The sequence below is a fragment of the Candidatus Pelagibacter sp. genome, assembly GCF_052049815.1.
In the GTDB taxonomy this organism is placed as follows: domain Bacteria; phylum Pseudomonadota; class Alphaproteobacteria; order Pelagibacterales; family Pelagibacteraceae; genus Pelagibacter.
Map to the genome: position 1 here is coordinate 1 of NZ_JBNGZG010000073.1, position 2,992 is coordinate 2,992.

3 protein-coding genes are annotated in these 2,992 nt (G+C 23.5%); all 3 read right to left on the reverse strand.

Annotation, left to right across the window (positions count from 1 at the left end; all coding sequences use genetic code 11):
• Window positions 1-802, reverse strand: an 802-nt coding sequence (locus tag ACTT9D_RS07120) for an SDR family oxidoreductase (RefSeq protein ID WP_440931087.1), incomplete at its 3' end; no start/stop codon positions are given.
• The gene (locus ACTT9D_RS07125) at window positions 799-1,659 is read right to left on the reverse strand and encodes a hypothetical protein (protein ID WP_440931088.1); all 861 of its coding nucleotides are present in this window, start codon (window positions 1,657-1,659) and stop codon (window positions 799-801) included. The genes ACTT9D_RS07120 and ACTT9D_RS07125, both read right to left, overlap by 4 nt.
• An 11-nt stretch (window positions 1,660-1,670) precedes the next feature.
• Entirely contained in the window at window positions 1,671-2,678 is a 1,008-nt protein-coding gene (locus ACTT9D_RS07130; protein WP_440931089.1) for an NAD-dependent epimerase/dehydratase family protein, read from the reverse strand.
• Window positions 2,679-2,992: the final 314 nt, after the last annotated feature.

The following is a 2,992-nucleotide window of genomic DNA, read 5'->3' on the forward strand; positions in this document are numbered from 1 at the left end:
TAGGTTTCCAATAATTCAAAAAAAAACCATTAGATTTATTATTTATATTATTTTGTAAATTATCTTTTCTGATTGATGGTAAAATTTTAATTTCAACATTTTTCTTTTTTAGAAGTTTTTTTATTATTTGAGCAATTTGAATTATTTTTGTTTTTTTGCCATTTGTTAAATGAATTTCTTTTTGTTGTTTTAAAAAGAAATCAAATTTATTCATTATAATTACTAAACCTCTTGAACAATCTTCTGCATATAAAAATTCTCTTTCCTCCATCCCATTTGTTAGCATATTTATCTTATTTTTTTTTAAACCCATAAGAACAAAATCTGTAATAACATGAGATTTATCTAAATTTTTTTCTATACCATAAACATTCCAGAACTTAACATAAATACAATTTAAAGATTTAGTTAATTCTTCCCCAATTTTTTTTAAAACACCATAAGATGAAAAATCCATATTAGACATTTGACTGCTAGCAAAAATAAATTTTTTTTTATATTTTTTCAAAAGCTGAAAGGTATTTGTCATTATCAATAGATTATTTTCTAAAAATTCAAAAGTTTTTTGATATTTTTTTAAATATTTTGATCCACCAACATCAAATGCTAGAAAATAAACAAAATCAGAATTTTTGATTTTTTTTTCAAGTAATTTATTGTTTGATTTTCTTAAATCATTCTTCTTATTAAGAACTATATCAAATTTGATAACTCTGAACTTTGTATTTTTTTGTAAATATTTGACTAAATGACCACCAATCTGTCCCTCAGATCCTAATATTAAAATTTTTTTTTTTTTCATTTTAAAACTTTGTTAATAAATTTTTTTATTAAATTATATGGATAAAATATCATATAAGCTAAAGCTAAATTAAAATTCAGATCTTTAAAATTAAAAATTTTATACAATAAATAATAATATGATCCATGAGCATATAATTTACTTAATCTGTTCTGATTTAAAAAATTTAAAAAATAATTTTTATTTTCTTTCCAACAATTTATTTGCCAGTTTCTGTCCTCAGTAAATGCTTTAAAATCATTATCAAATTTCAATACATTTACATTTTTAAATAAATTAAAAATTTTTAAATTCAAAGCTTCTGCAACAGATAAATAAAAATTTTCATTAATTCCCCAGTCATATTGGTTATAACTTTTAATGATTTCTTTAAAATAAATTGCTTTTTTTTTTGATATTTTAAAAATAATTAGATCTATTCCATAATGCGGCCAAAAACTATTTCGAATTCGACCATTTGTAACATGTATATTTGGATAAATTAGTGCACAAAAGTTATCTAACTTAATTTTTTTTAATTCATCAAATAAATTGTAGGGTACAATGATATCAGCAGTTGAATAGATCAGATATTCAAACTCATCATCATTAATAAATTGATCCAAACCATAATCAAGCATTATTTTATTTGAATATTTTTTGCCTTTTGGAAGATTTGTTTTTGGAATGTTTGTATAAAAATTTGAAATTCTTTTTTTTTCTACAAACTCTTTTACGTTTTCTTCATCAAATTGTGTCAAACTAAACTTAATATCAAAATTTATTAATTTAATAGACTCAATAAATGTACTTTGATAGAAATCATTTATTTTAGATTTTCCTATTGGCCTAAATGATACTAACCACAAAGCTTTCATTAATAATTTAATTATAATTCCAGACTACTTTTACAAAATTTTTCAATATTTTGATTACTATTTAATTGATTTTCAATCCAACTATAAGTTTTTAACAACCCATCTTTTAGAGAATATTTAGGTTTCCAACCAATTTTCTTCAAAACAAAAGAATTATCGCTTGATCTTCCTCTCACACCTAAGGGTTTATTTAATTGATAATTTCTTTCTAGTTTGAATTCTGCTATGTTTTCAATAATATCTATCATTTGATTGATTGAGACTTGTTCTTCACTTCCAATATTAAATACATCTCCATAATTACTATCAAAAACTTCTAATGTTCCTCTGATGCAATCATCAATATAAAGGAAACTTCTTGTTTGTTGTCCATCTCCCCAAACATTTATTGCTTTTTGATTGTCTTTTTTTGCTTTAATTACTTTTCTGCAAAGAGCCGCTGGGGCTTTCTCTCTTCCTCCATCAAATGTTCCTATGGGTCCATAAATATTATGATATCTAACTACTCTTGTTTCTAAACCAAAATCTTCTGTAAAATGTCTACACATCCTTTCACTAAAAAGTTTTTCCCATCCATAACCGTCCTCTGGTTCTGCTGGATAAGCGTCTTCTTCTTTTAGTCCTTTGACAAATGTAGTTTTTTGTTTGTTAGCATTATAAACACATGCACTTGATGAAAAAAAATATCTTTGACATTTATTTATAACAGCTGCTCTTAAAAGATTGGTATTTACTAAAACTGAAACCATACATTCGGCTTTATTGTTTTCTATAAAACCCATACCTCCCATGTTACATGCAAAGTTAAAAATGTAATCAATCTCTTTTGTAATTTTTAAAGCATTGTTAAAATCTTTAAGATCTAATGAATAATTTTCAGAATTATTAAATTTCTGAAACCAAAAATCTAGAGGTTTAATATCAACACAAACCAATTTAACATTTCTATCATTTGAAAATTTTGATGCTAAATGACCTCCAATAAACCCTCCGGCTCCACAAATTAAAATTTTTTTCATTATTTACTTTTAGACTATAAAAAAAAAAATAATAGTAATTCTAGTTAAAATAACTAAATTGTTTGAAAGGCTTACAAAAACAAATCAATATAATGTTAAATCAATCATATATTAATAACTTATATTCACAAATTCTATCAAAAACTAAAAAGATCGATAAATTTGTCTTTTTTTGCTTAACACTTTTTCCATTTTCTTTAACATCAAGTATATTTATTGCGGACTTGATATGCGTAACCCTTAGTTTGACATTTCTTTATATAATCTTTAATACGAATAATTCTATTGATTTTGCGCCCATCACCAAAAATATA